At 68.4% G+C, this 26,321-nt stretch carries 23 protein-coding genes; 12 read left to right on the top strand and 11 right to left on the bottom strand.

What is annotated here, in order from left to right; translation table 11 throughout:
• Window positions 1–95: 95 nt before the first annotated feature.
• From RHCRD62_RS21170 to RHCRD62_RS21160, 3 genes are all read right to left on the bottom strand, one after another.
• The gene (locus RHCRD62_RS21170; protein ID WP_050066739.1) at window positions 96–1,898 is read right to left on the bottom strand and encodes an ABC transporter substrate-binding protein/permease; all 1,803 of its coding nucleotides are present in this window, start codon (window positions 1,896–1,898) and stop codon (window positions 96–98) included.
• Window positions 1,899–1,973: 75 nt separating this feature from the next.
• Window positions 1,974–2,240, bottom strand: coding sequence for a YgaP family membrane protein (locus RHCRD62_RS21165; protein ID WP_050066961.1), 267 nt, complete (start codon window positions 2,238–2,240; stop codon window positions 1,974–1,976).
• 191 nt (window positions 2,241–2,431) lie between these two features.
• Window positions 2,432–3,226: an LLM class F420-dependent oxidoreductase gene (locus RHCRD62_RS21160; protein ID WP_050066738.1), complete on the bottom strand. Its 795-nt coding sequence runs from the start codon at window positions 3,224–3,226 to the stop codon at window positions 2,432–2,434.
• Window positions 3,227–3,392: 166 nt separating this feature from the next.
• Here RHCRD62_RS21160 and RHCRD62_RS21155 point away from each other — a divergent pair, with 166 nt between their 5' ends.
• Window positions 3,393–4,235 (top strand): NADPH-dependent oxidoreductase, encoded by an 843-nt coding sequence (locus RHCRD62_RS21155; protein ID WP_050066960.1) that lies wholly within the window; start codon window positions 3,393–3,395, stop codon window positions 4,233–4,235.
• Here the strand turns inward: RHCRD62_RS21155 and RHCRD62_RS21150 are convergent, their stop codons facing one another.
• Window positions 4,236–4,937, bottom strand: coding sequence for a hemerythrin domain-containing protein (locus RHCRD62_RS21150; RefSeq protein ID WP_084734424.1), 702 nt, complete (start codon window positions 4,935–4,937; stop codon window positions 4,236–4,238).
• Window positions 4,938–5,157: 220 nt separating this feature from the next.
• On the opposite strand from RHCRD62_RS21150, the gene RHCRD62_RS21145 reads away from it, so the two are divergent.
• The 5 genes from RHCRD62_RS21145 to RHCRD62_RS21125 all read left to right on the top strand — a co-directional run bounded on the left by RHCRD62_RS21145 (window position 5,158) and on the right by RHCRD62_RS21125 (window position 10,070).
• Window positions 5,158–6,246, top strand: coding sequence for an ABC transporter ATP-binding protein (locus tag RHCRD62_RS21145; RefSeq protein ID WP_050066737.1), 1,089 nt, complete (start codon window positions 5,158–5,160; stop codon window positions 6,244–6,246).
• Window positions 6,247–6,388: 142 nt separating this feature from the next.
• Window positions 6,389–7,672: an ABC transporter substrate-binding protein gene (locus RHCRD62_RS21140; RefSeq protein ID WP_050066736.1), complete on the top strand. Its 1,284-nt coding sequence runs from the start codon at window positions 6,389–6,391 to the stop codon at window positions 7,670–7,672.
• Window positions 7,673–7,781: 109 nt separating this feature from the next.
• A complete protein-coding gene (locus RHCRD62_RS21135; RefSeq protein WP_084734423.1) occupies window positions 7,782–8,846 on the top strand; it encodes a carbohydrate ABC transporter permease in 1,065 nt (354 codons plus the stop codon).
• Window positions 8,843–9,853 (top strand): carbohydrate ABC transporter permease, encoded by a 1,011-nt coding sequence (locus RHCRD62_RS21130; RefSeq protein ID WP_253277425.1) that lies wholly within the window; start codon window positions 8,843–8,845, stop codon window positions 9,851–9,853. The genes RHCRD62_RS21135 and RHCRD62_RS21130 overlap by 4 nt, the downstream gene beginning before the upstream one ends.
• A gap of 13 nt (window positions 9,854–9,866) precedes the next feature.
• Window positions 9,867–10,070: a hypothetical protein gene (locus RHCRD62_RS21125; RefSeq protein WP_050066735.1), complete on the top strand. Its 204-nt coding sequence runs from the start codon at window positions 9,867–9,869 to the stop codon at window positions 10,068–10,070.
• Window positions 10,071–10,073: 3 nt separating this feature from the next.
• On the opposite strand, the gene RHCRD62_RS21120 is transcribed toward RHCRD62_RS21125, so the two are convergent.
• Entirely contained in the window at window positions 10,074–11,972 is a 1,899-nt protein-coding gene (locus RHCRD62_RS21120) for an alkyl/aryl-sulfatase (RefSeq protein ID WP_050066734.1), read from the bottom strand.
• A gap of 310 nt (window positions 11,973–12,282) precedes the next feature.
• Here RHCRD62_RS21120 and RHCRD62_RS21115 point away from each other — a divergent pair, with 310 nt between their 5' ends.
• The gene (locus tag RHCRD62_RS21115) at window positions 12,283–14,364 is read left to right on the top strand and encodes a transglycosylase domain-containing protein (RefSeq protein ID WP_253277437.1); all 2,082 of its coding nucleotides are present in this window, start codon (window positions 12,283–12,285) and stop codon (window positions 14,362–14,364) included.
• Window positions 14,365–14,380: 16 nt separating this feature from the next.
• On the opposite strand, the gene RHCRD62_RS21110 is transcribed toward RHCRD62_RS21115, so the two are convergent.
• Window positions 14,381–15,328 (bottom strand): DUF1254 domain-containing protein, encoded by a 948-nt coding sequence (locus RHCRD62_RS21110; protein WP_157051021.1) that lies wholly within the window; start codon window positions 15,326–15,328, stop codon window positions 14,381–14,383.
• Between the two features lie 119 nt (window positions 15,329–15,447).
• On the opposite strand from RHCRD62_RS21110, the gene RHCRD62_RS21105 reads away from it, so the two are divergent.
• Window positions 15,448–16,203, top strand: coding sequence for an SDR family oxidoreductase (locus tag RHCRD62_RS21105; RefSeq protein ID WP_050066732.1), 756 nt, complete (start codon window positions 15,448–15,450; stop codon window positions 16,201–16,203).
• Between the two features lie 105 nt (window positions 16,204–16,308).
• Here the strand turns inward: RHCRD62_RS21105 and RHCRD62_RS21100 are convergent, their stop codons facing one another.
• The 5 genes from RHCRD62_RS21100 to RHCRD62_RS21080 all read right to left on the bottom strand — a co-directional run bounded on the left by RHCRD62_RS21100 (window position 16,309) and on the right by RHCRD62_RS21080 (window position 20,680).
• Window positions 16,309–17,403, bottom strand: coding sequence for an inositol-3-phosphate synthase (locus RHCRD62_RS21100; RefSeq protein ID WP_050066731.1), 1,095 nt, complete (start codon window positions 17,401–17,403; stop codon window positions 16,309–16,311).
• The gene (locus tag RHCRD62_RS21095) at window positions 17,396–17,956 is read right to left on the bottom strand and encodes a PadR family transcriptional regulator (protein WP_050066730.1); all 561 of its coding nucleotides are present in this window, start codon (window positions 17,954–17,956) and stop codon (window positions 17,396–17,398) included. Before RHCRD62_RS21095 ends, RHCRD62_RS21100 begins: the two co-directional genes overlap by 8 nt.
• A gap of 199 nt (window positions 17,957–18,155) precedes the next feature.
• Entirely contained in the window at window positions 18,156–18,968 is an 813-nt protein-coding gene (locus RHCRD62_RS21090) for a DUF1707 SHOCT-like domain-containing protein (protein ID WP_050066729.1), read from the bottom strand.
• A 10-nt stretch (window positions 18,969–18,978) separates the two neighbouring features.
• Window positions 18,979–19,830, bottom strand: coding sequence for a DUF1707 SHOCT-like domain-containing protein (locus tag RHCRD62_RS21085; RefSeq protein WP_050066728.1), 852 nt, complete (start codon window positions 19,828–19,830; stop codon window positions 18,979–18,981).
• A 10-nt stretch (window positions 19,831–19,840) separates the two neighbouring features.
• Window positions 19,841–20,680, bottom strand: a complete 840-nt coding sequence (locus RHCRD62_RS21080) for a DUF1707 SHOCT-like domain-containing protein (RefSeq protein WP_050066727.1) — start codon at window positions 20,678–20,680, stop codon at window positions 19,841–19,843.
• 151 nt (window positions 20,681–20,831) lie between these two features.
• Here RHCRD62_RS21080 and RHCRD62_RS21075 point away from each other — a divergent pair, with 151 nt between their 5' ends.
• The 4 genes from RHCRD62_RS21075 to RHCRD62_RS21060 all read left to right on the top strand — a co-directional run bounded on the left by RHCRD62_RS21075 (window position 20,832) and on the right by RHCRD62_RS21060 (window position 26,314).
• Window positions 20,832–21,257, top strand: coding sequence for a DUF5318 domain-containing protein (locus RHCRD62_RS21075; protein ID WP_172671115.1), 426 nt, complete (start codon window positions 20,832–20,834; stop codon window positions 21,255–21,257).
• A gap of 610 nt (window positions 21,258–21,867) precedes the next feature.
• Window positions 21,868–24,042 (top strand): transglycosylase domain-containing protein, encoded by a 2,175-nt coding sequence (locus RHCRD62_RS21070; RefSeq protein ID WP_050066726.1) that lies wholly within the window; start codon window positions 21,868–21,870, stop codon window positions 24,040–24,042.
• A 21-nt stretch (window positions 24,043–24,063) separates the two neighbouring features.
• On the top strand, window positions 24,064–25,677 hold the full coding sequence (locus RHCRD62_RS21065; protein WP_050066725.1) for a glycosyltransferase family 87 protein: 1,614 nt from the start codon (window positions 24,064–24,066) through the stop codon (window positions 25,675–25,677).
• A gap of 52 nt (window positions 25,678–25,729) precedes the next feature.
• Window positions 25,730–26,314, top strand: coding sequence for an AMIN-like domain-containing (lipo)protein (locus RHCRD62_RS21060; RefSeq protein WP_157051020.1), 585 nt, complete (start codon window positions 25,730–25,732; stop codon window positions 26,312–26,314).
• Window positions 26,315–26,321 lie beyond the last annotated feature (7 nt).

The following is a 26,321-nucleotide window of genomic DNA, read 5'->3' as shown; positions in this document are numbered from 1 at the left end:
GAGCGAACCGGAGGGGGCGGCCTCGGCGTTCGGGGACTCGGCCCTCGGGGATTCGGGGTTTGGGGATTCGGGGTTCGGCGACTCGGTCACGGGCTCTATCCCCTCTCCACGACGATGGCCTGCTCGAGGTCGTCGAGAGTGCCGGAGGTGTCGGCCCTCCCGGTTCGCAGGCGCTTGTCGATGTAATTCACCAGGTGCGTCAGCGGGATCGTGAGCACCAGGTAGAACAGGCCTGCCGCGACGAGCGGGGACAGGTTGCCGGTCTGCGCGTTCAGGTCGCGGCCGACGGCGAACAGTTCGCGTTGCGTGGCGAGCAACCCGAGGAAGTAGATCAGCGACGAATCCTTGATGAGCGAGATGAACTGGTTCATCAGCGCGGGCAGCACGCGGCGCACGCCCTGCGGGATCACCACCAGTGTCATCGCCCGGCGGTATCCGAAGCCGATCGCGCGGGCCGCTTCCATCTGGCCGGGCTCGACGCTCTGGATGCCGGACCGGAAGATCTCGCCGATGTAGGCGGCGGCGAGCAGCGACAGGGCGGCGGCACCGAGCCAGTACGGGTTGTTGCCGGTGAGGCCGCTGACCACCGGCCCGACACCGAGCCCGACGATGAGGATGATGACGACGGCGGGCAGGCCGCGGAAGACGTCCGTATAGACGCGCGCGGGCCAGCGCAGCCACCGGGTGCGGGAGATACCGGCGATGGCGAGCAGCATGCCGAGGACGGTGCCGATGACCCCGGACGTCAGCGCCAGGATGACGGTGTTGGGCAGGCCGGTCTTGAGCAGGTCGGGAATCGCCTTGCGGTAGAGCTCCCAGTTGAAGAAGGTGTCACCGAGTTGCGCCAGAGTCGATTTCGGTGCCGTCGCCTCGCCTTGTTCCGCAGTGCCCTGCTCGGCGGCGAGGGCGGCGAAGTCGGGCAGCTGCGGTTCGGGCGCTGCCTTGCTACCCGGCTTCCATCCCGGCGGCAGCTCGCGGGGCACCCACTGCGTGTACAGCTCGGACCACGTGCCGTCCGCGATGACGGCGTCCAGGCCGGAGTTCAGCGCATCGATCAGGGCTCGGTTGTCCTTGTTCACCGCCCAACCCACGAAGTTGTTGAGGCTGAACGTGTTCTGCACGATCGAGGTGCCGTCGCCCGGCTTGATCGCGCCCTCCGCCTGCTGTGACGGCGCAACCCACGCGTCGATCTGGCCGGACTTCAGGTTCGCGTACGCGGTGTTGTAGTCCGGGAACTTCACCGGGTCGAGGCCGAGGGTGTTGACGACGTAGTCGTCCTGCACGGTCCCCTGCACCACACCGATCCGAACCCCGGCGTTCAGATCCGAGAACGCCTGCACCGGACCGCCGTTGGGGACGACCAGCGAGAAGTAGCCGAAGTCGTAGCCGTTGGTGAAGCCGACGGTCTTGCGTCGGTCGTCGGTGGTGGTGATCGACGACGACCCGACGTCGAACCGGCGGTTCGCGACCTGTGAGAGCAGCCCGGCGAATTCGGTGCCGGAGAACTGGATTTCGAGCCCCAGCTTGTCCGCGATCGCCTTGAGCAGTTCGTTGTCGAATCCGGTGAAGGTGCCTGCCGAGTTGACGCAGATGCTGGGCGGCGCGTCGGAGAGGGTGCCGACACTGAGCGTCCCGGGAACGATCAGTCCGAGCGAGTTCACGTCGATCCGGTCAACCGGTGTCGTGGTCGCTGTGGTGTAGCGGTCCTCGCCTGCGGCTGCGGCCGCCGCGTCCAGGTTCGTCGGCGCCGCCGCGGCGCTGCCGAGGCCGGGAGGCGAGCACAGGTCCGTGGATGCGCTGGTATCGGAGGAGTCGTTGCCGCAGGCAGTCGCGGTGCACGCCAGTAGGAGCGCCAGCACCGCAACGACCCACACCTTGACCGATCGTGACCGGGTCATGAACGGAAGCGTAACCGGGCGGGCGGGCGGCCGCCGAATGCCACTCCTCGTCCGAGTCGGGGAACCCAGGCCTTGTCAGGCCGGGCGCGGGTTCCCTTCATCCGGGCGGTTCCGGACGCGGCAGCTCGCGCGCGGCAGGCCGGCGCGCTCCATGAGCAGGCTGGCCGGGCACCATCCGACCGCGGAATAGAAGACGAGGTTCGCGCCGACGAACCCGGTGAGGACCAGCCACCACGGTGAGAGACCGACCGCGAGCGCGACGCTGAGCAGGATCATGACGCCGCCCATCAGTGGCACAACGCGTTCGACGGTCCAGTTCTGGCGGGGGTGGGAGTGGGTCACGTGAATGTCCTCGGTGCGGATCGGATGGTCGGCGACCGAGGAGCCGTCCGGGGCAGGGACGGGAGGCGTGGTGCACCTCGGTGCGACGGAACTGGTACCCACCATACCCCAGGGGGTATCTGCCGCGGGGGTGCGAACCGTCACACCGTTCGGACATCCAGGTCGGTGGCGAACCCGCGGCGCGGTTTGGATCAGGCGAGTCCGGCGAGCGGCTGCGCGTAGTGCTCGTCCCGCCAGCGGATCGCGTCGGCCAGCGTCGACAGGTCGTAGGCCGGCCCACTCGTACCGACGGTGAACAGCGTCACGCCCGCATCGACGAATGCCTGCGCGGAGTCGGTGCCCGGCCACGCGACGGATCGTTCGATGCGGTGCGGGTCGCGGCCGACGTCGGCGCAGTGTCCGGCGAGGACGTCGGACTTGTGGGCGAGGGCGCCGAGATCGGCGAAGCTGTGCCAGACGTCCGCATACTCCGCGACCAGGCGCAACGTCTTCTTCTCACCACTGCCACCGATCAGGATCGGGATGTGGCGGTGCGGAGGCGGGTTCAGCTTCCCCAGGCGTTCGCGGATCCGGGCCAGGTTCTCGCCCAGCAGTGTCAGCCTGCTGCCCGCGGTACCGAACTCGTAGCCGTACTCCGTGTAGTCCTTCTCGAACCAGCCGCCGCCGATACCGAGAATCAGGCGGCCGCCACTGATGTGGTCGACGGTGCGGGCCATGTCCGCCAGCAGATCGGGATTGCGGTAGCCGCCGCCGGTGACGAGCGCACCGATCTCCACCCGCTCCGTCTGCTCCGCCCACGCGCCGAGCATCGTCCAGCACTCGAAGTGGGCGCCGTCCGCGTCGCCGCGCAGCGGATAGAAGTGATCCCAGGTGAAGGCAATGTCCACGCCCAGGTCCTCGGCACGCAGGACGGCGTCGCGGATCAGGGTGTACTCGGGAGCATGCTGGGGCTGGAGTTGAACGCCGATGCGAACGGGGCGGGTCATACATACCTCCTGAGGTGGCAGTGACGTGCGCTCTCTCCACTGTGCCGCACGGACCGGGTAGGGAACAGCCGTGGAGGTTCGCGTCGCGATGAGTGCAACCGTCGACGCCCACCGGCGACGACGGGATAGTTCCGCTCACACCGACACCTCACCCCGGGAGAACGCGATGACCGCTGCCTTGGACCCGACCTCCGCGCGCGACACCGACGCGGCCCTGTTCGCGAACCGCTACGGGACGGAACACGGCTCGTCACGCGAGGTCACCGGAGTGATCCGGCAGCAATTGGCGCATCGCTCGGTTCGGTCGTTCCGGCCCGACCCGGTGTCCGACGCCGCCGTCGAGGCGATCGTCGCGGCAGCACAGTCGGCGCCGACGTCGTCGAACCTGCAGACGTGGAGTGTCGTCGTGGTTCGCGACCCCGACCTCAAGGACCGGCTCGCGACGCTGTCCGGCGACCAGGAGTTCATCCGCCGGGCCCCGGTGTTCCTGGTGTGGCTCGTGGACTTCGCGCGACTCGCGCAGCTCGCGGACCGCCACGAGCACGGCCTCGAGGGTGCCGACTACGTGGAATCCGCACTCGTCGGGTTCGTCGACGTGTCCCTCGCCGCGCAGAATGCGTCGCTGGCCGCCGAATCACTCGGCCTGGGAACGGTGTTCGTCGGAGGCGCCCGCAATCATCCCGAGGATCTGGCTGCCGAATTGCATCTGCCGGATCGGGTGGTCGCGGCGTTCGGGCTGGCTGTCGGGCACCCGGACGAGTCGGATGCGTCCCGCGTCAAACCGCGTCTGTCGCAGCAGGCCGTCGTCCATCACGACAGGTACCGGGAGGACACCCAGCTTCCTGCCGTCGACGAGTACGAGCAGACGATCCGGGCGTTCTACGAGGGAGAAGGACTCGCGCACAGCTGGATCGAGCGTGTGCTCGTCCGGTTCGGCACCGTCGGCGGGCTCAACGGCCGCGAACGGATCGGTGAGGCGCTGCGGAACCGCGGATTCCACCTGCGCTGATCAGGCTCCACTCGAAAGCGATTGCGAAGGAATGTTTTCGGCGTCGGTCCCCTTCCACAGGTCGGCGAAGTGATGACGGTTGTGCGGGCCGAGGACGTGCAGGATCAGGAAACGGGGAATCGCGGGCACCAGGTGCACGACGTAGTCGCTCGACGCGTCGTCGAGTCCGTCCAGAATCCAGACGCCTTCGCGGCCGAGTTCGGGCAGCGACAGCGGTTTGATGTTGTACTGCTCGTCCCACGCGGTCCACTCCGCCTCGGTGATGCTGGCCGAGACGATCGGCATCATCTCGCGTTCCTCGCGCTCGAGGTGTGGCAGCAGCACCTCCGAGAGGCCGTCCAGCGCCGAGGCCAACTGCTCCTGGGAGCCGGGTGTCCCGTCGCGGAACGCGTGTGCGGCCTCCTGGAACGCCGTGATGGCGGGTTCGATGCGGTGGTGGTCCTCGTTCATCCGCGCGACCATCGGTGCCGAGTCGGGGTTGTGGTCCAGCACCTGCGGATACAGGGCGGAGTCCTCGGACTCGTGGTGGTGGTGCAGGAGCTCCATCAGCCAGAGCACGTGGTCGGCGAGCTCGACACGGTGGTCGTCCGGCACCGGCCCCGCCGCGAGCACGAGGTGGAGCCGCAACAGGTCGCGGCGGAGCGCGGAATGGATGATGCCCATCACTCGGGTGTCGGCGGGCGCGTCGTCGGCGGGTTTCATGACTGTGCCTCCAGGGTCGTCGGCTGGGCTGTCACGGTCCGAACGGGCCGCCTTCCATTCTCTGCCGCCGCAGTCCCGAACAGAAGGGCCAGGGCGCAGACACCGGTGCCCGCCCGGCGGGGCCTGCCATACTGTCGCGCGGACACATCGCGCGCAGGCGCGGAGCCTGCGGAGTGACCAGAGCGTCCGGCGCAGCCGGTGAAGGGATCGACGAACACCCATGGCGACAGTCACCTACGACTCGACCACCTGCCTGTTCCCCGGCTCGGACACGCCCGCCGTCGACCGCTTGCGTCTCGACATCGCCGACGGCGAGTTCCTGGTGCTGGTCGGCCCGTCGGGGTGCGGCAAGTCCACGTCGCTGCGCATGCTCGCCGGCCTCGAGGAGGTCCACTCGGGCCGTGTCCTGATCGGCGACCGCGACGTCACCTCGGCCGAGCCGAAGGACCGCGACATCGCGATGGTGTTCCAGAACTACGCGCTGTATCCGCACATGTCGGTCGCGGAGAACATGGGCTTCGCACTCAAGCTCGCGAAGACCCCGAAGGACGAGATCCGGCGCCGCGTCGAGGAAGCGGCGAAGATGCTGGACCTGACGCAGTACCTGGAACGCAAGCCCAAGGCGCTGTCGGGTGGTCAGCGGCAGCGCGTCGCGATGGGTCGCGCCATCGTCCGGCAGCCGCAGGTGTTCCTGATGGACGAGCCGCTGTCGAACCTCGACGCCAAGCTTCGCGTGCAGACGCGCACGCAGATCGCGCAGCTGCAGCGCAGGCTCGGCACCACCACCGTCTACGTCACCCACGACCAGGTCGAGGCGATGACGATGGGTGACCGGGTCGCGGTCCTCAAGGACGGGGTGCTGCAGCAGTGCGCATCCCCGCGGGAGCTCTACAGTCGCCCCGCGAACGTCTTCGTGGCCGGATTCATGGGGTCGCCGTCGATGAACCTGTTCACCCTCCCCGTCGTGGACGGCGGAGTGCGGTTCGGCACGGTGGTGATCCCGGTCCCGCGCAGCACCCTCGGATTGGTGCACGACTCCGAGGTCGTCGTCGGCGTCCGACCCGAGCATCTTGAACTCGTCGGCGCGAATGCGGCCGGTGACGGCGTCGAGATGGAGGTCGACGTCGTCGAGGAACTCGGTTCGGATGCCTACATCTACGGGTGGGCCTCGGTGTCCGACCACGGTCAGGAGATCGTCGCTCGCGCCGACTGGCGTCGCCCGCCGCGCAAGGGCGACCGCGTCCGGCTGCACGTCGACCCCAACGAGGTGCACCTCTTCTCGGCGTCCGACGGCCGCCGTCTGGGGTGACGGTCGCGGTGGCGTGACCGATCCAGTGCGGGGGTAATAGGCGAAATCATCCTGCGGGCGTGCCACAGTAGGCGACGACAATGCCTCGGCCCGGGGAGTCGGTGTCCGTGGCCCGAAGATTCGTCCTTTCGAAAGGTGGACCATGCGTTCTTTCAACACGCGCTCGCGGATCGCCGTGGCGGCATCCGCCGCGGTGCTGCTCGCGCTCGCCGGATGTTCCAGTGACGACAGCAGCAGCGGCGGCAGCGTCGACGAAGCCGTCAGCCAGAACGTCGACGGCCGTGGCCCGATCACGTTCGCGATGGGCAAGAACGACGTCGACAAGCTCCAGCCGGTCATCGCATCGTGGAACGCCGCGAACCCCGACGAGCAGGTCTCCCTCAAGGAACTGCCCGGTGAGGCCGACGACCAGCGCAACCAGCTGGTCCAGTCGCTGCAGGCGGGCAACGCCGACTACGACGTGATGGCCCTCGACGTCACCTGGACCGCGGAGTTCGCGGCGAACGGTTGGCTGCAGCCCCTCGACGGCGCCCTCGCCATCGACACCGCCAACCTGCTGCCCGCGACGGTCGACAGCGCGACCTACCGCGGCACCCTGTTCGCTGCCCCGCAGAACACGAACGCGCAGCTGCTGTACTACCGCACCGACCTGGTTCCCGCGGCCCCCGCGGACTGGAAGGCGTTGACCGACAGCTGCGCCGCGGCCGTCACGAAGACCACCGACTGCCTGATCACGCAGCTCAAGCAGTACGAGGGCCTGACCGTCAACACCACGCAGTTCATCAACTCGTGGGGCGGCGCGGTCGTCGCCGAGGACGGCAAGACCCCCGAGGTCACGTCGCCGCAGTCGGTCGCAGGCCTGCAGGCACTGGTCGACGCCTACAACGGCGGCACCATCGCCAAGCGTTCCACCTCGTTCACCGAGGAAGAGACGAACCTCGCGTTCGTCGGCGGTGAGTCCGCGTACGCCTACAACTGGCCGTACATGTACACCAACGCGGAGAAGGACGGCTCCGCGGTCAAGGGCAAGGTCGCGGTCGCTCCGATCGTCGGCCCGGCAGGCGCAGGCGCGTCCACCCTGGGCGGCTACAACAACGGCATCAACGTGTTCTCGAAGAGCAAGGCCACGGCCAAGGACTTCGTCGAGTTCATCCAGAACCCGGAGAACCAGATGTCCTTCGCGGACGCTTCGTTCCCGCCGGTCCTCGCATCGGTGTACGACGACGCGGCTCTGGTCGCCAAGTACCCGTACCTGCCCGCGCTGAAGGCGGCGCTCGAGAACGCGGTGCCGCGTCCGGTGACCCCGTACTACAGCGCGATCTCCAAGGCGATCCAGGACAACGCGACCGCCGCGCTCAACGGTTCGGTGAGCGTGCAGCAGGCCGCCGATGACATGTCGGCCGCCATCACCAACGCGGCCAAGTAGTTCGCGTGAACGGAGCGTTCAGGTCCCCGAGGCCTGAACGCTCCGTTCACGCCGGGTGGCTGCGCCGGTTCGGTGGGTCCACATCGAGAAGAGGAAATCAGGTAGTTCGATGACCGACTCCCCCGAGCCGGCTGCGCACGACAACGACGCCGTGACCGAAGTGATCCACATCGGTCACGGCGTCGCCGCGCCCGCCCCACCCCCTGCTCCACCCTCCGCGCCATCGCCGAAACGGCGTTTCGACTGGCGTCCGGTGTACCTGATCGCGCCGACGATGATCGTTCTCGCGGTCGTGATCGTCTATCCGGTCATCAAGGCCGTGATCCTGTCGTTCCAGCGCAATCCGGGTGTCGACGAGGTCACCGGCCGCTTCGTGTCGGGCGGCTTCGCCGGTTTCGACAACTACCTGCTGTGGCTGACCGGGAACTGTGGCACAGGCCGCGGCTCCTGCCCGCCCGGCACCCTCGGTGCCGATTTCTGGCCCGCGGTCGGCGTGACGCTGCTGTTCACCGTCACGATCGTCGGCTTCTCCACACTGCTCGGCCTGTGGATGGCGACGATCATGGGTCGCAGCTTCGTCGGTCGATCCCTGCTGCGGGCCAGCGTGCTCATCCCGTGGGCGATCCCGACGGCCGTCACCGCGAAGCTCTGGTACTTCATCTTCGCCGAGAACGGCATCGCGAACAGCCTCCTCGGCACCGACATCGCGTGGATGACCGACCCGTGGGCGTCCCGGTTCGCCGTCATCATCGCGGACGTCTGGAAGACGACGCCGTTCATGGCACTGCTCATCCTCGCCGGACTGCAGATGATCCCGCAGGACGTCTACGAGGCTGCCCGCGTCGACGGCGCGTCCGCGTGGCAGCGGTTCAAATCCATCACGCTGCCGCTGGTGAAGCCCGCGCTGATGGTCGCGGTCCTGTTCCGGACCCTCGACGTGCTCCGGATCTACGACCTCCCGGTGATCCTCGGCGGGCCGTCCGGGTCCACCCCGATCTCGACGGTGGCCATCCTGACGGTCGCCGACATCCGGCAGAACAACCTGCAGAGCGCGTCGGCGTTGTCGACGCTGATCTTCCTGGGGATCTTCGCGGTTGCGTACGTGATGGTGAAGTTCCTGGGGGCGAACGCGGTTCGCACCCAGGACGAGCAGCGCAAGGGCGGTGATCGGTGATGGGACGGCACAGCGTTCCCGAGGGCAGTGCCCCCGAGGGCGGCTCCGCACCGTACGAGCGGTTCACGAGCGAGACCCCGAACGATTCGATGGAGACGATCCTCATCCCCGCCATCCCGGCGTTCGAGGAACCGGAGGAGCCGGAGCCGGAACCCGCTCCCCTGCAGCGTCGCAAGCAGCCGGTCGGACCTGCGATCCGCAACTACATCGGCGTGATCGCCATTCTCGTGTGGGGCCTGGCCCCGTTCTACTGGATGGTGGTCACCGCATTCCGCGACAGCGCCTACACGTTCAGCACGACGCCGTGGCCCACGCACCTGACGCTGGACAACTTCCGCGACGCGCTGTCCACCGAGACGGGTAACGACTTCCTCGGCGCCATCGGCAACAGCATGATCATCGGTGCCGTCACCACCGCCGTCGCGTTGGCGTTGGGCGTGTTCACCTCCTATGCCTTGGCGCGCATCGAGTTCCGTGGGAAGTACCTCGTCGTCGGTGTCATCCTCGGCGCGTCGATGTTCCCGACCGTGGCGCTTGTGACGCCGCTGTTCCAGCTGTTCAGCGACCTCGGCTGGATCGGGCAGTACCAGGCGCTCATCATCCCGAACATCTCGTTCGTCCTGCCGCTGACGGTCTACACCCTCACCTCGTTCCTGACGGACCTGCCGTGGGAACTGGAGGAGGCGGCGAGGATCGACGGCGCGACGCGCGGGCAGGCGTTCCGCATGGTGCTGCTGCCGCTGGCGGCGCCGGCACTGTTCACGACGGCGATCCTCGCGTTCATCGCGACCTGGAACGAATTCCTCCTCGCGAGCCTGCTGTCCAACGAGCGCACCGAACCGGTGACCGTGGCGATCGCCCGGTTCGAGGGCCCCGACGCGTTCAGCCAGCCGTATGCGGCGATCATGGCGGCGGGCACCCTCGTCACGGTCCCGCTGGTGATCATGGTGCTGATCTTCCAGCGCCGGATCGTGTCCGGTCTGACCGCGGGCGGCGTCAAGTCGTGAGCGGTTTCTCCGCATGAACGACGGCAGACGGCGGGCGCGCAAGCGTCAGCAGCTGGAGATGCTGATCGGCATCCTCGGCTTCTTCACGCTGATGGCGCTGATCGCGGCGGTCGTCGGCATCGTCGGTGGCGACCAGGGGGCCACGCCGTCGCTGGTGCTGCTCGGACTGGTCGTCGCGCTCGGCGCCGCGATCCGGAGCTGGCGCCGAGCACGCTGACCCTCACGGGGTGACGATGGGGAAAGCCGGATCGAACTCGTCCAGGACCGAGCCCAACGTCGCGAGCGCGTGCGCGTCGCCGTCGAGGTTGATGGCGCCGGCCTCCGCCAGCCTGCCCGCGCTGCCCGGCTGCAGCAGCACACCGGTCAGTGCCGCCTTCGTTCCCGACACCGTCAGTTGCGTCTTGCCCGACGCACCGCGGCGGGCATTGAGCGTGCCGCGCCGGATCCACATGGTCCACGTCTCGCCGCGGTCGGTGAAGTCGAAGTCGATGCGCACGTCCACGTCGGCGGCCTTCGGTCCGTCGACGTGCACGGCGACGAAGTCGAAGAGGATGTCGATCGGCATGCCGAGGATGGTGTCCTTGCTGGCCGTGGTGAACGGCATCGGCTTGATGCCGTCGCGCAGTTCCAGTGCGGCGCTGAGGAAGATTCCGCGCCACTGCGGTCCCTCGGCCTGGTAGCCCATCTGCTCGTACGCGTCCGCCTGCAACTGACGCGCCGCGGTGTTGTCCGGCTGCGCGAAGACCAACTTGTGCAGGATCTCGACGGCCCACCGGTAGTCGGCGGCCTCCACGGCGCGCCTGCCCTCGGCGAGGATGTTGTCGGCACCCGCGAACTCGACGAACCGCTTCGCGGACTCGACCGGCGGGTGGGGGTGCAGCGACACCGGGTCGCCGTCCCACATGCCCAGTTCCTTGGTGTAGACCGCACGGACGTCGTGATGCAGGGTGCCGTGGTAGCCGCGGTTGGCCCAGTTGCGACCGAGCTCGTCGGGCAGCTCGATGACCTCCGCGGCCTCGAGCGGCGTGTAGCCCTTGTTTGCGAGGCGCAGCGCCTGATCGTGGATGTACTTGTAGGTGTCGCGCTGCGATTCGATGAAGCCGGCGACGTTCGCGTTTCCCCACACCGGCCAGGTGTGCGGCCCGTAGTGCACCTCGGCCGCGTCGCCCCATCGTTCCAGGGTCTCGTCGAGGTACCGGGCGAAGTTGCGGGCGTCTCGGGTCCGGGCGCCGCGCAGGGTCTGGATGTTGTGCAGCGAGTGGTTCGCATTCTCCGCGCAGGTCAGCGCGGACAGCTGCGGGATCCAGATGTGCATCTCCTCCGGTGCCTCGGTGTCGGGGGCGTAGAGGAACTCGAACTCGATACCCGCGATCTCGCGGCGAACCCCTGTCTCCGTGACGAGGTCGGTCGGGGAGATGTAGGAAACCTCGGGTCCCTTCGTGCTCGCGATGCCGATGCCGCAGGTCACGAAGCCGGTGGGGCCGGGTTCGAGCAGACCCCCGAACGCGTACGCGGCGCGGCGGGCCATCGCATTGCCCGCGACCACGTTCTCGCCGATCGCGTACTTGTCGAACTGGTGGCCCGGCGCGATGATCGGCACCTTGCCGGACGCCACGTCCTCGGCGTCGACGACGCCCTTGACGCCGCCGTAGTGGTCGATGTGCGTGTGGGTGTAGATCACCGCCGCGACGGGCTTGTCGCTGATGTGTTCGCGGATCAGGTCCATGCCCTGTCGTGCCGATTCCACACCCGCCATGCAGTCGATCACGATCAGCCCGTCGTCGCCTTCGACGACGGTGAGGTTCGCGATGTCGTTGTTGCGGACCTGGTAGAGGCCCTTCGTCACCTCGTAGAGTCCGCCGTGCCGGATCACCTGGGACTGCCGCCACAGGCTCGGCTCGACCGAATCAGGGGCCGGAACGTCGTCACCGATGTAGTCGAAATCGGTCGGGTCGAAGATGACCGAGCCGTCCGGCCCCGTGACGTTGCCGGGGAGTTCGGCGATGAGGCCGTGCCGAGAATCCGTGAAGTCCTGCCGGTCCGTCATGTCGTACTTGTCGACCGCGGCACGGTTGGCTGCCGCCGTTGCCGGGCTGGCATCCTTCGGGGACTGGCACATGTCGGCCTCCTGGCACAGGTTGCGAGTATCACTCCACCGTCCGTGAACGTGTCCCCTCCCGCCTCACCCTGCGAAGGTGAACTGCACCGGGACACGCTGGCGTGTCGCCGGTGATGGACGTCGGCGCCGGTCGATGCCACGATGCGAGGAGGACGGGCTCGTCCGCCCGTCTTGCTGTGCCGACCCCTGAGACTTCAGGAGAGTGCATGTGACTGGCCCGACGCCGCCGGAGCCTGACGAGAAGCACCGTTCCGACGACGGCGAGGCGTCGGGTTCCGCCCCGCCGCGCCGAAGACGCCGGCGCCGCCTCCTGTGGGCGGCGCTCGCAACAGTGGTGCTCCTGCTGCTCGTCCCCGCCACCGTGTTCGCGGTGTCGTACATGAGGGCGGTGGTGCCGCGGCCGTCGGACATGCGGACCAACCAGGTCGCGACCATCGTCGCGGCCGACGGCTCCCCCATCACGAAAGTTGTTCCACCCGAGGGCAACCGGACCGACGTCGCGATCGACGAGGTTCCCGAACATGTGCGGATGGCGGTGCTCTCGGCCGAGGACCGCAATTTCTACACCAATCCCGGGTTCTCGGTCAGCGGCTTCGCCCGCGCCGCTCGTGACAACGTCCTCGGCCGCGAAAGTGCGGGCGGCGGATCGACGATCACCCAGCAGTATGTGAAGAACACCCTCGTCGGGGCGGATCGCAACGTCATGCGGAAGATGCGTGAGCTGGTCATCTCGTCGAAGATGGCGCGTGAGTGGTCGAAGGACGACATCCTCGCTGCGTATCTGAACACCATCTACTTCGGACGCGGCGCGTACGGGATCGCGGCGGCGTCGAAGGCGTTCTTCGGCAAGCCGGTCGGCGAACTGTCGGTGTCGGAGGGGGCGGTGCTGGCGGCGGTGATCCGCACTCCGTCATCGCTCGATCCCGAGACGAACGTCGACTCGGCCCAGGAACGGTGGGAGTACGTCCTCGACGGCATGGTCGAGATGGGCGTGCTGTCCGCGGAGGATCGTGCGGCACAGGAGTTTCCACCCACCGTCCCGCTGTCGCAGCTCGACGAGGCGGGCGCCGCACGTGGTCCCGAAGGGTTGATCCGGGCGCAGGTCCTCGCCGAGTTGGCGGCGTCGGGGGTCAGCGGGCAGGAGTTGAACACCGAGGGGTTGCTCATCACCACGACCATCGATCCGGTGGCGCAGGCGGCAGCGATCGACGCGGTCACGGAGACACTCGACGGGGAACCGCCCGAGTTGCGCACGGCGGTGGTGTCGATCGACCCGAGAACCGGTGCGGTGCGGGCCTATTACGGCGGCGCCGACGGAGCCGGATTCGACTTCGCACAGGCCCCGCTGCAGACCGGCTCGGCATTCAAGGTGTTCGCGCTCGCGGCGCTCCTCGAGGAGGGCCGGGGCCTACAGACCACCTTCGACTCGGCACCGCTCACGGTCGGCAACGTGACCATCGGCAACGTCGGCGGCGAGTCGTGCGGCACCTGCACTGTCGCGGAGGCGTTGAAGCGGTCGCTGAACACCAGCTTCTACCGGTTGACGCTGTCCCTCGACGGCGGGGCGCAGAGCGTCGCGGACGCCGCGCACGCCGCAGGTATCCCGATGCAGATCCCCGCAGTCGACGGTCCGACGCTCAGCGAGAACGGAGGTCCACCGGAGAATGGAATCGTGTTGGGCCAGTACCAGACTCGGGTGATCGACATGGCATCGGCTTACGCGACGTTGGCGGCGTCGGGTGTCTACCGGGCGCCGCACTTCGTGCAGCGGGTCGTCACCGCCGACGGCCGTGTGCTGCTCGACCGCGCTCCCGATCCCGGCGAACAGCGCCTTCCCGCACCGGTCGCGGACAACGTCACCCAGGCCATGCTGCCGATCGCCTCGTACTCCAACGGTCACGCCCTCGCGGGCGGCAGGCCTTCGGCGTCGAAGACGGGTACCGCCCAGCTCGGCGACACGGGGTTGAACAAGGATGCGTGGATGGTCGGCTACACGCCGTCGCTGTCGACGGCGGTGTGGGTCGGCACCGAGCAGGCGCAGTCCATCGTCACCCAGTGGGGTGGATCGATCTACGGTTCCGGGCTGCCGTCGGACATCTGGAAGGCGACGATGGACGGCGCACTCGAGGACACCGACTGGGAGTCGTTCCCCTGGCCGAAACCGGTGGGCGGTCAGGCAGGCGTACCCGCCAACTCCGGTGCGACCTCACCCACGTCGGTGCGATCAGCAGGCACCCCCGCCATAGCGCCGCACATGGCACCGCAGCCCGCACCCGACGCACCTCCCCCGGCTGTCGCGCCGCCGGTGATCGTTCCGCCGGAGATCCCCGTCGCTCCCCTGCCCCGGAACATCGAGATCCTGCCCGGCGTCGTCATCCCGATTCCCGGGTGACGACGCCGGGGTCGCGTCACCGCGCCGACGGTTCCAACGCCGGCAGTTGCCAGCTGCCGTTCTTCACCGCCGCCCGCGGGCGGTACAGGCGCACCAGATAGTTCCAGCCGTCGGTGACGGGAATCGCGTTCGGTGTGCCGTCGGGGAAGTCGCCCAAGCGCACCGTCACCGACCCGTCCGAGTTCGGTTCTGCGGTGATGTTGTTGACGCTGTACGCATTTCCCGCGTTCTTCTCGAAATAGCCGTCCTTGTTGTAGACGGAGACCGACCAGAAGCCGTCGACGGGAACGTCACGGAGCGTCAGTTCGTGGCGACCGGGTGGCAGCCCCGGGTTCACTCCGATGTAGGACGCCTCGTCCGTCGGGAGGCCACCCCATCCGGCGGCCGTGCCGATGAGGTGGCGAATGGGATCCACCTGGTCGGGGCGGCCGAACGTGCGGTCGAACCCGGTCAGGCCCGCCGCCAGCGTCAACAGCGCGGCGCGGGTGGCGTCCAGGCTCGCGACGTCGTAGTCCGGTGCGACGAACGGTTCCGCGGAGCCCGCCTCGATGCCCAGCCCGTCCTGGATGCCTGCCACGGCCTCGAGATCGCCGTCCAGGGCGGGGTCGACGAGGATGCGTACCGCGACGACCACGTGCCGCGTCCCGAAGTCGGCTGCCCGCAGTTCGTACGTGCCCGCGTCGTGGAAGAGTTCGCCCACGTAGTGGTCCTGATTGACGACCATCGCGGACAGGTACCGGTCGCCGTGATCGGGGATCGTCATGGTCGCACCCGCGGCGAGATCGACGACGGCGAAGCTGTAGAGGGTGTCCCGGTTCAGTCGGATTACCGTCTGGTGGTCGATCGACGCGGGCTCGCGGTTGTGCGAGAAGGCGTTGACACCGCCGGCATCACGCTGCAGGTCCGCGAACATGCGGTCCGTTTCGGCCCGGACGAAGTTGTCGACGTTGACATGCTGGGTCACGGTGATCCGTCCTTGTCGTTTTCGGGAATGAACCACCTCGACGCTAGGCGAGCGGCGAGCCGCAGCGGCGCAGGTCATGACCGGTGTGTCGGCGTGACGCCTGCCGATACGCTTCCAACATGGACAGACTCCGCAAGAACATCCTCATCACCGGGGCCAGCTCCGGTCTCGGCCGTGGCATGGCGCGGGAGTTCGCCGCTCGCGGGCGCAACCTCGCGCTCGCGGCCCGTCGGACCGAGCGGCTGGAGGAGCTGCGCGACGAATTGCTCGCCGCGAATCCCGGTGTCACCGTTGCGATCCGGACGTTGGACGTCGACCGCCACGACGAGGTGTTCACGGTCTTTCGCGAGCTCGATGACGAACTCGGCGGACTCGACCGGGTGATCGTCAACGCGGGTCTCGGGAAGGGCCAGCCCCTCGGTACCGGCTACTTCCGCGCCAACGCGCAGACCGCGAACACCAACTTCCTCGGCGCCCTCGCGCAGTCCGAGGCGGCGTTGGAACTGTTCCGGCCGCGCGACACCGGTCACCTGGTGCTGATTTCGTCGGTGAGTGCGGTGCGCGGCATGCCACGGAACATGACCACCTACGCGGCATCGAAGGCCGCGGTCGCGTCGCTCGGCGAGGGGATGCGCGCGGACCTGGCGAAGACCGGCATCGACGTCAGCACCGTCTTCCCCGGCTTCATCCGGTCGGAGATCAACGAGAACGTGAAGAAGGTGCCGCTCATCGTCGACACCGAAACAGGGTGCCGCGCACTGGTGAAGGCGATCGAGAAGGAACCCGCCAAGGCGTACGTGCCCGCATGGCCGTGGCTGCCGGTGTCGCTGGCGATGAAGGTGCTGCCGCTGTCCGTCGTCGCGAAGATGACGTGACGCGAACGGGCGGTTCCCGGAGCATCGGTCGAGTGACCTGCCCGGGAACCGCCCGTTCGGCTGACCTTCGGGGCGGAGTCCGCCCGTCGTCGCGCGTCGGCGTGGCTACGCCTCGATGATGAAGGCCTCGAGGTCGGCACGTGCCTTGTCGTCCGCCATCTGGATCGGCGGGGACTTCATCAGGTAGGCGGAAGCCGGGTAGACCGGTCCACCGATGCCGCGGTCTTTGGCGATCTTCGCGGCGCGGACGGCGTCGATGATGATGCCGGCGGAGTTCGGCGAGTCCCAGACCTCGAGCTTGTACTCCAGGTTCAGCGGGGCGTCACCGAACGCACGACCCTCGAGGCGGACGTACGCCCACTTGCGGTCGTCGAGCCACTCCACGTAGTCCGAGGGACCGATGTGGACGTTGCGGTCGTGGACCTTGCCCGCGAGCGAACCGGTGAGGTTCGAGGTCACGGCCTGGGTCTTCGAGACCTTCTTCGACTCCAGGCGCTCACGCTCGAGCATGTTCTTGAAGTCCATGTTGCCGCCGACGTTGAGCTGGTACGTGCGGTCCAGCACGACGCCGCGGTCCTCGAACAGCTTCGCCATCACGCGGTGCGTGATGGTGGCGCCGACCTGCGACTTGATGTCGTCGCCGACGATCGGGACGCCCGCGTCCTTGAACTTCGCGGCCCACTCCGGGTCGGAGGCGATGAAGACGGGCAGGGCGTTGACGAATGCGACGTTCGCGTCGATGGCGCACTGCGCGTAGAACTTGTCGGCCTCTTCGGAGCCCACCGGCAGGTAGGAGACGAGGACGTCGACCTGAGCGTCCTTGAGCGCCTTGACGACGTCGACGGGCTCGGCGTCGGAGACCTCGATGGTCTGCGCGTAGTACTTGCCGATGCCGTCGAGGGTCGGGCCACGCAGGACGGGGACGTCGAGCGGCGGCACGTCGGCGATCTTGATCGTGTTGTTCTCGCTGGCGTTGATGGCCTCGGAGAGGTCGAACCCGACCTTCTTGGCGTCGACGTCGAACGCGGCGACGAACTTCACGTCGCGGACGTGGTACTGCCCGAACTTGACGTGCATCAGGCCGGGAACGGACGCGTTCTCGTCCGCATCCTGGTAGTACTGGACGCCCTGGACCAAGGACGAGGCACAGTTCCCCACGCCCACAATGGCCACGCGCACCGCGGTGCTGTTCTCACCCATGGTCGGGTTCTCCTTCTTTCTTGGGTAACGCTGTTGGTGTTTGCTCGGCGGCGATCAGCTCGTTGAGCCACCGCACTTCACGCTCACTCGACTCGAGTCCGAGTTGGTGGAGCTGGCGGGTGTAGCGGTCCAGCGAGCCACTGGCCCGCCCGATCGCGTCGCGGAGCCCTTCCCGGCGCTCCTCGACCTGACGGCGTCGCCCCTCGAGGATTCGCATCCTCGCCTCTGCGGGGGTGCGGCTGAAGAAGGCGAGATGCACCCCGAAGCCGTCGTCGGTGTAGTTCTGCGGTCCGGTGTCGGCCACCAGTTCGGTGAACCGCTGCCTGCCCTTGTCGGTCAGCTGGTAAACGCGGCGGGCGCGGCGCTTCAGGGTCCCGTCCGGGCAGGCGTCCTCCGCGATCAACCCGTCGGCCTGCATTCGGCGCAGCGTCGGGTAGAGCGATCCGTAGGAGAAGGCGCGGAACGCGCCGAGGAGGCCGGTCAGCCGCTTACGCAGCTCGTATCCGTGCATGGGCGACTCGAGGAGCAGCCCGAGAACCGCGAGCTCGAGCATCCTGTCCACCCTCCTCGATCGTCCGAACCTAACCGCATGATGCGACCACTAACTATATCGCGCCGATATATACGAGCGCACGGGTAGCAAACGAGAATGTGGCGCAGAAGTCAGTCGTCCTCGGGATATCCGTTGAGGAGCGCGTCGCAGAAAATAGCTTGACCTGGTGCTTCTCCGGTGCGAGTGAGCGCCGCGAAGCTCAGTCTGAGGGGAAGTACACCCCGAGAATGTCGCCGTCGAAGGTGGTGGTCATGAACGCCGACCTGTCGTACTCGTCCTGCACGTAGATCGTCACCACGGGTTCGGCGATCCGGTCGTTCGTCCCATACTCGAACCGGACCTGCGACACCGTGCCGTCGGGGACTCGCACCGACTGCGGGGCACCCGACACGAGCTGTGCGATCACAGGCACATCCACCGCGCCGAGGTCGAGGGTGCGGGTGTCCCTCGGTCGGGCGGAATCGCTGTCGAACGAATCGAACTCGCCGTCGTAGGTGTAGCCGACGTACCGGGTGGGGTCGCTGTCCGACTTCCGGTCGATCGACCCTTGCTCAGGGAACAGCAGGACCTCGTCGGCGACGGTGTCGCCGAACGTCGCACGGTAGTCGTCGATGAAGTGTGCGATCCCCTCACCCGTCGTGAGGGTGGGGATCGACGGGGACGCCGAGCCTCCGACGCTGCCGTCCGAGCACGATCCGGCGAGGGCACCGATCCCGGCCGCGACCACCACGATTCCGGCAGCGCTTGCCCATCGCCGAGCGACGCCGGGCTGTTTGTCTCGAGGGCGGCGGTCCGGGCGAACCACCGCCGACCGGGCGTACAGCGACGGGATCTGCAGGTCGTCGACCAGCTTGCCCAACTGCTCGAAGGTGACGGCCTTCATCGCCCGATCGGTGCGAGTCGCGTGCTCGGCGTCGGTCAACTGTCCCTCTGCGTGTGCCGTGTCCAGCAGGCTGCACGTTTCGACGCGATCGGTGTCGCGCGCACGAAGCTTCACGGGGGTCGTGGCCATCGGGGTCTCCTTACTGTCCGTACGGCCAGGTGCGCAGCACCTCACCGGCGAGAGACGCCTCGAGATGTCCGGACTCGCTGAATTCGTTGGACATGAAGACACGGAGCGACGCCGGCCCGTGCCGGTCGGCGGGATCGACAGAGATGTGCGATATCTCCCCGCCCGGAACGTTGAGCATCGACGGTGCCTCCGCGAGCAGCCTCGCGAGCGCGGGCTGGTCTACGGCGGCGAGGTCCACGGTCGGAGTGTCCAGGCTTCGCGTTGTCGGGTCGTACGCCGGTGCGAACCCGTATCGGTAGGCGTACTCGATCTCCCGGTTCGGTTGCTGCGGCATCGCGCGGGTGATCATCGCGGAGTTGTCGTAGATCGTGACGTCGTCGACGACGGTGTCGCCGAACTTGGCGCGATAGTCCTCGACGAACTGCGCGAATCCCTCGGCCGTCCGAAGGTCGGGCGTCGCGACGACGCGAGCCGGCAGCGCCGTCACATCATCGACAGTCGCGGCGACCGGAGCAGCCACCACGGGTGCCTCCTCGCGGCCGACGAACCAGAACGCGGCGATCGCGGCCGCAGCGGAGGCAACCAGGGTTCCGACGAGAAATCGGCGGGCGCGGGCCGCGGGGTCCGCGGGCGCCGAACTCTCCGGGATCGAGGTGGTGGGCTGGGGCGGGGTCGCGTCCTGCAGATCCTCGACCAGGGCGGCCAGGTCGCCGAGGGTTCTGGCGTCCGCGAGCAGGCCTGCCCGCAGGTCGTGCTCGGCCGCATCGAGTTGTCCGTCGGTGAAGGCCGCGTCGAGGAGTACGAGCACGGCGGAGCGGTCGGTGTCGGTCGCGCGGGTCGACGGCGGGTACGGGCGGGCCACGGGCGGAATACTAATTCGCCCGAATCGCCTGGGCGCCGCTGCCGTCGATGCCTGCGACGACGTAGCCGAGCCCGCGGGCGTCGTCGTGCACGTAGACGGTGACGGTCGGCCTGCTGGAGCCGGCCACGTAGACGTGCTCGACGCGGCCGTCCGGTTCGCCGATCCGGGCCGGGGCCTCGGCGATCAGTCGTGCGACTGCTGCTGAGTCGATCAGCGACAGGTCGACCGGGGCGGCTTTCGGCGGCGACGCCTCGGTGCCCGCGTGCACGAACGAGCCGGTCAGTTCGTAGATGTCGGAACGACCCGGTGCGCCCGCGGCGGCGCGGGTCACCCGCACCGCGTCGGGGTACAGCGCGAGCGAGGTGGCGACGGTGTCGCCGAACTGGAACCGGTAGCGGTCCACGACGGCGTCGACACCCGCTGCGGTGAAGGTGTCGATCGGCGTCGTGAGGTCCGGCGGTGAGAGGTCGTCGCCGGGGTCGACGACGCCGGCGGCAGGCGGGACGGCGGCAGGCGGGTTCTGGGCGTCGGCGCCCGATCCGCCCCGGCCGACGGCCACGGCGACGACAACGGTGACGAGGACGACACCCACGATCGCCGCCCCGGCGACGAGTCGACCTCGGATGGACCGGCGGCCGACCGGGTGGCTGGAGACGACCGAGGCGGGCAGTTGCAGGTCCGACGTGAGGTCCCGGAGGTCCCGGAGGGTCGCGGCGGACGCAGCCTGCGCGATCCGGTCGTGGTACTCGCCCGCTCCGAGCTGTCCCTCCGCGTACGCGGCGTCGAGAAGCCAGCGGGCGTTGGTGCGGTCGAGGTCCCTGGCTCGGGTCGAATCGCGCAGCGGTGACACCCGGGAATCATAGGGGTGGCGCGACACCGTGCCGTGTGTGGATCGTCACCCGCGTCCAGCTGGGCGATTCTTCCTGTTTGTCCAGGAGCGGCGGCTGGAATCTGCAGCACGACCCGAGACCGGCAAGGGTCTCCCACGTACTCTGGTCAACGTGCGATTGCAGCGGCAGGTGGTGGACTACGCCCTCCAGCGGCGATCCCTGCTGGCCGAGGTGTACTCCGGCCGGACCGGGGTGACCGAGGTGTGCGATGCCACTCCCTATCTGCTGCGCGCCGCGAAGTTCCACGGGACCCCGTCGGACGTCGCGTGCCCGATTTGTCGAAAAGAGCAGCTCACGCTGGTGTCGTGGGTCTTCGGCGACAAGTTGGGCCCGGTGTCCGGATCGGCCAGGACCGCCGAGGAACTGGTCCGCCTCGAGGCGACGCAGGAGGAGTTCTCCGTCCACGTCGTCGAGGTGTGCCGTACCTGCAACTGGAACCACCTCGTGCAGTCGTACGTTCTCGGGTCGGTACCGACACCGAAACCGGCACGTACGCGAACGACCCGCGCCCACACCAGGCGCACGGCGAGTGAGTGAATCGCGCCGACGACCTTGACCGAGGCCGAACCGGCCGATACCGAGTGACACAGTCGTGTCCACGCAAGTACTGGAGATACCCCACGTGAGTTCCCCCTACAACGATCCGCAGGGTGGTCGACCCACCGGAGAGCCTCGTCCCGGCCCGCACCCGGGTGGGCGCCCTCCGGGGTACTCGCAGCCGAATCAGCCGCCCGGTTACGGCAGGCCCGGTCCCGCTCAGCCCGGACGACCCGGGCAGGGCCAGCCGCCGCGGTATCCCGCCGCCGGCCCCGGTGGCCGTCCCCCGCAGCCGTACCCGGGTCAGCCGCGCCCGCAGCAGGGGGCGCCGCGCCCGCAGCAGGATGCGCCGCGACAGCCGTACCCGCCGCAGTCCGGGCAGCGTCCCGGCGCACCGCTTCCTCCTCGCCCGACCCCGCCCAGCCAGCCGGATCGGACCAGGCAGTCCGCGTCGGCTCAGACCCGCGCCGCCTCCGCCGGCGCCGCCGCCACGTCGCGTCCCACGCAAGCGGGCGGTGGCGGCGGCCGTCCTCCCGCAGGTCCCCCGCCGACCGGTCGTTCCGGTGGGTCCGGTGGCACCGGCGGGCAACCCCCGACACCCCCGAAGAAGATGAAGTCGAAGCGCTGGAAGATCATCCGCCGAACCGCCTACAGCCTCGTCGCGCTCGGCCTGGTCGTGCCCATGCTGGTTTTCATGGTCGCGTACATCGGGCAGGACGTGCCGCGTCCTGGTGACATCAAGACCAATCAGGTCGCGACGATCTATGCCAGCGACAGCAGCACCGTGATCAGCACCATCGTGCCGCCGGAGGGCAACCGCACCGACGTGTCGATCGACGAGATCCCCGAGCACGTCCGCAATGCGGTGCTCGCCGCGGAGGACCGCGACTTCTACTCGAACCCGGGCTTCTCGGTGTCCGGATTCGCTCGCGCGGCCCGGGACAACGTGCTCGGCCGGGAGAGCGCGGGTGGTGGCTCGACGATCACCCAGCAGTACGTGAAGAACGCACTCGTCGGCTCGGAGCGCTCCCTCACCCGAAAGATGAAGGAGCTGGTCATCTCCGCGAAGATGGCCCGCCAGTGGTCGAAGGACGACATCCTCGCCGCCTACCTGAACACCATCCCGTTCGGTCGTGGCGTGTTCGGTATCGCGGCTGCCTCGGAGGCGTACTTCGACAAGCCGGTCGGCGAGCTGACCGTCGAGGAAGGCGCCGTCCTCGCCGCGACGATCCAGCAGCCGTACGGCCTCGACCCGTCCACGAACCCGACCGGAGCCGAAACCCGCTGGGGCTACGTCCTCGACGGCATGGTCGGTGCCAAGACGCTCGACTCGGGTCAGCGCGCGGGGATGGTCTACCCGTACGTGGTGCCGCAGGAGGAGGCCGACACCGGTGCCGTCGGCAGCGGTCCGGCGAGCCTCATCCGCAGGCAGGTCGTCAAGGAGCTCGAGGCCAACGGCATCAACGAGCAGGTGCTCAACACCGAGGGCCTGCAGATCACCACCACCATCGACAACCAGGCGCAGCAGGCCGCGCTGGACGCGGTCGCCACCAACATGGAGGGCGAGAACCCGGAGACCCGTACGGCCGTCGTCTCGATCGACCCGCGTACCGGTGGCGTCAAGGCGTACTACGGCGGCGAGCAGGGCGCGGGCTACGACTTCGCGCAGGCCGCCCTGCAGACCGGTTCGTCGTTCAAGGTGTTCGGCCTCGCGTCGGCGCTGAACGAGGGGATCCCGCTGTCGAAGATGTACGACAGCGGCCCGCTCACCCTCGGCGGCGTCACCATCACGAACGTCGAAGGCGAGTCCTGCGGCAACTGCACCATCGCCGAGGCGCTCAAGCGGTCGCTGAACACCAGCTTCTACCGGCAGATGCTGTCCATCGAGGACGGCCCGGAGAAGATCGCGGAGATCGCGCACAAGGCAGGCATCCCCGAGCAGATCCCGACCGTCGAGGGCACCAGCCTCCAGGAGCCGAACGGCAAGTCGGAGAACGGAATCGTGCTGGGCCAGTACCAGTCGCGCGTCATCGACATGGCGTCGTCGTACGCGACGCTCGCCGCGTCCGGCGTCTACCGCGCACCGCACTTCATCCAGAAGGTCGTCACCTCGGACGGCACCGTCCTGCTCGATCGCGGTGAGGCGTCGACGGGCGAGGTTCGGCTCAAGCCCGCGGTGGCGGACAACGTGACCGCGGCGATGCAGCCGATCGCCGCGTACTCGAAGAGTCACGGCCTCGCAGGGGGCCGCGCGTCGGCCGCGAAGACCGGTACGGCGCAGCTCGGCGACACGGGGCAGAACAAGGACGCCTGGATGGTCGGCTACACGCCGTCGCTGTCGACCGCGGTCTGGGTGGGTACCGAACAGGGTCTGCCGCTGACGAATGCGTGGGGCGGACTGATGTACGGATCGGGTCTGCCGTCGGACATCTGGAAGGACACGATGGACGGTGCGCTCGAGGGCACCGACAACGAGACGTTCCCGAAGCCCGAGGCGATCGGTGGCCAGGCCGGTGTGCCGGCCTACACGGCGCCCTACACACCGCCGCCGACCACGACTCCGCCGTCGCCGAAGTTGACGCTGCCGCCGGTGGTGGTGACGACGACTCCGGTCGAGGTCCTGCCCGGCATCACGATCCCGATCCCCGGGTTGGCGCCTGCCCCGACGACGGGCCGGGGGACCACAGCGGACGGACCCGCTGCCGGTCAGCCGACCGTCGGGGACGAGGAGGAGTCCGATACACAGGACTACGGGCAACTCGTGCCCCGGGGACAGGGACGGTAGGCGGTCGGTAACGTCGCCCCCGTGGCCGACGACTCAGGGGACAGCGCAGCGGATTCCACGGGTCCGGTGACCATCGTGTCACCGGCCCCGCTGGCCGACGACCTGCGCAGCGCCGATCGGGACCTGCCGAGCCGCACCGACGCCCTCGGCGCACAGGTGTCGACGGTGCTCGGCGGTCCGGTGGGCAAGCGGGCGGTGATCGGGCGGCAGCCCTTCTGGACACCGCTGCGGGTGATCCTGCTGCTCGCGGTGATCTTCCTGGCTCTGGGATGGACGGCGAAGGCGCCCTGCATCCAGCAGGCTCCGAACGGGCCGGACGGTGCACTCGGCCTGGATTGGAGCGGCAGCCGTCAGTACACGGCGCTCTGCTACTCGGACACGGTGCCGCTGTACGGTGCGGAACGCCTGGACCAGGGCGCGTTCCCGTACAAGAAGTCCTGGGAAGAACCGGCATCCGACGGTTCCGTCCAGACCCGCTACATGGAGTATCCGGTGCTCGCCGGGCTCTACCAGTACGCGTCCATGACGGTCGCGAAGGCGTGGCATGCGGCGCCGTGGCTGCCCGGTGCGCTGCAGGTGGTGCTGTACTTCAACGTCGTCGCGTTCGGCTTGGCGATCGCCTGGCTGGTGACGGTGTGGTCGACGGTGCTGCTGGCGGGCAGGCGGGTGTGGGACGCGACGCTTGTCGCGGTGTCCCCTCTCGTCGTGGTGCACGCGTTCACCAATTTCGATCCGCTGGCAACGGCTTTCGCGGGAACTGGGTTGCTCGCGTGGGCGCGCCGGAAACCGGTTCTCGCGGGTGTTCTGCTCGGGCTCGGTGGGGCCGTGAAGATGTACCCGCTGCTGCTCCTCGGTCCGCTCCTCGTCCTGTGCCTGCGCGCGGGTCGCGTCCGGGACTGGTGGCGGGCGACCGTCGGCGCGGGTGCGGCGTGGCTGGTGGTGAATCTTCCGATCGCGCTGCTGTACCCGTCCGGGTGGTGGGAGTTCTTCCGGCTCAACTCGGAACGGGGTGCCGATCCGGATTCGCTGTACAACGTGGTCTCGTCCTTCACGGGGTGGGCGGGATTCGACGGTCCGCTCGCGCGCGGCGAGAGCCCGACGACGCTGAACGCGGTGTCGCTGCTGCTGTTCGTCGCGGTATGCGTCGGCATCGGGTGGATCGGATTGACGGCGCCGCGCCGGCCGCGGGTGGCGCAACTGTGTTTCCTGCTGGTCGCCGGGTTCCTGCTGACGAACAAGGTGTGGAGTCCGCAGTACTCGCTGTGGCTGGTGCCGCTCGCGGTACTGGCACTCCCCCATCGTCGAATCCTGTTGGCGTGGATGACGATCGACGCGATCGTGTGGGTGCCGCGGATGTTCTACTACCTCGGGGTGTCGAACAAGGGACTGCCCGAGCAGTGGTTCACCGGAACGGTCGTGGTCCGCGACCTCGCGGTGATCGTGCTGTGCGTCATGGTGATTCGGCAGATCTACCGCCCCGCCGAGGATCTGGTGCGCGGCGCAGGCGTCGACGATCCCGTCGGCGGCGTCCTCGACGGTGCGCCCGACGACCCGCCACGGTGGCTGCCCCGATGGTTGCGTCCCGTGCCGTCACCGCAGGCGTGGTCGACGGCCGGTCCGGTGCGGATCGGCTGACGGATCGGCGTTTCCGGCCGCGCCGCCCGGGTTCGACGGATAGATTTCGACCGTGACGCGTATGAAGCTCGCCGGCTGCCTCGCCGCGGTGGCGGTCCTCTCGGCCTGTGGATCGGGAACCAACACCGGCCCCGCGGTGTCGAGCGGATGCTGTGTGGGCCTGCCGCAGTCCGGCACCCTCGTCGTCGGCACACCAGCGGCCCCGCCGACACAGGCGCTGATCCCGGGTGACGCGTCGGCGTACTCGCCGCCGCCGTTGCCCGTGCTGACCGCCGTCGATCTGGCGGCCGCGGGTGGACGCGACGAGATCGCCTTCACCGTTCAGGGCGACGGAGCCGTCGGGTGGTCCCTGCGGGTCGTGTCCGAAGTGGTTCCGTACGGCGGCGCCACGATCGCACCGGTCGCCGGGGAGTCGATCGTGCAGGTCGATCTCAGTGGGGTGACGGGCCCCGGCGAGCAACCCCGGCAGCACGTCGACCCGGACCTCGGCCGCGTCGTGGAGGTCGTCGAGCTGCCGGCGATCGACTCGATCGTGCAGTCGTTCATCGGGCTGCGCGCCGACGCCGGTGCCGTCGAGGTCGATGAGCGCGCGGTCGACGGCGGCATGCAGTTGGTCGTGTCGATCGGTGACCGCTGACCGGTGG

The organism is Rhodococcus sp. RD6.2 (assembly GCF_001040705.1).
Classification (GTDB): Bacteria; Actinomycetota; Actinomycetes; order Mycobacteriales; family Mycobacteriaceae; genus Rhodococcus_G.
The sequence above is the reverse complement of the archived record's forward strand: the minus strand, read 5'-3'. Positions and strand labels throughout refer to the sequence as shown.